1 protein-coding gene and 1 pseudogene are annotated in these 1,186 nt (G+C 61.6%); both read right to left on the bottom strand.

Annotated features, from left to right (window positions below; translation table 11 throughout):
- Nucleotides 1-405: pseudogene (locus tag A2J03_RS08385) on the bottom strand (hypothetical protein); the annotation flags it as partial.
- A 137-nt stretch (nt 406-542) separates the two neighbouring features.
- Complete coding sequence (locus A2J03_RS08380) at nt 543-803, bottom strand: ANTAR domain-containing protein (protein ID WP_068372046.1); 261 nt, start codon at nt 801-803, stop codon at nt 543-545.
- Nucleotides 804-1,186 lie beyond the last annotated feature (383 nt).

Raw genomic sequence — 1,186 nt, 5'->3', positions numbered from 1 at the left:
GAAGACGTGCCCGGTGGCGGGGTCGGCGATGGATACCGTCGTCCCGGAGGCACCCACGTCGCACACCGCGACGGTGCGGAGTCCGTCCAACTGCCCGGTTCCTCGAAGGAACCGCAACTGCGCACCCAACTCCGACACCACGCCGAATCGATCGGAACGATGAACCGAATACGCAGAGTTCCGCACTCGTGACGCCGGGTCGTCCGGCACTGCCAGAACGGCGTCCGCAGGCTCGACGTGCTGCGCGGCCGCCATGGACCCCAGCAGCTCGAGCGCCGCTGACACATGCTCGGACGGGAGGAACGAGCGCGCGACGCTGGCCGAACGGACAGAATCGTCGGCCGAATCGAGGGCAGTCGCGCGAGCCGTGGCAGAGCCGACGGACACTCCAAGCACCGTTCTCATGGCTTCCTCGACCTTTACCCGTACCGATCCGACTTCAGTGAATGATAGCGCCGAAATCGAGCCGAGGGTAGGTCAAAGCCACATTTTACAGTCCTTTGGTTTGTTTGCGTCGTCCGCGACCAACTGTCCCTCGCTGCTCAGGCGACGTTGTCGACGCGCGCCACCGGACGCCGTTCGGCGAGCAGTCCGCCCCACTCACGTTCGGTGGCATCGACGGGGAGCGAATCGACTGCAATTTCTCGTGCGGCCGCAACAAGCGAACGCGCTGAATGCAGCAAGCTGACATCGAAGGTATAGCTATGCGAAACCAATTCTCCGAAAGCCTGTTCCGGGGAATATCCCCGTAAGGCGATGAGAACCCCGACCGCCCAATCGATACTTGTTCGAGAATCGTTCATCGAACCTACCTGCAATCCTTGAGAGATGTGAATGTGCGTCGGTAACAACAACTTCGAGAATGCGCCGTAAAGAACGATGCCGAGTTACGAACAACGCATACAACACACGCGCGGCTCGAGCCCGGCGGGTAGCCGAGGTCGTTCACCACCGAGGATCATGCGACCGATGGTAGCCCGGAATTCCGGCACCGGGCCACCGGAATTCGGTGACAATTCACTACTCCAGGAATAATTCACACGCGGTTCACACAACCGAATTGCTACGTAATCACGCCACCCGAGCCGGGGCAGTGAGGTCGTGTTGGCAGGACCTCACCGGTTCTATCCCGTGGATTCCGCCGGCTCGGGCTCGGGCTCGGTCGTCGGTTCCGGCTCCGTCGTTG

It is taken from the genome of Rhodococcus sp. EPR-157, assembly GCF_001647195.1.
In the GTDB taxonomy this organism is placed as follows: domain Bacteria; phylum Actinomycetota; class Actinomycetes; order Mycobacteriales; family Mycobacteriaceae; genus Rhodococcoides.
This window is presented reverse-complemented; position numbering and strand designations above follow the sequence as displayed.

Bases quoted from the DNA above. Each gene is read 5' to 3' on its own strand.
- A2J03_RS08380 (WP_068372046.1), bottom strand. From the start codon at position 803: ATGAACGATTCTCGAACAAGTATCGATTGGGCGGTCGGGGTTCTCATC.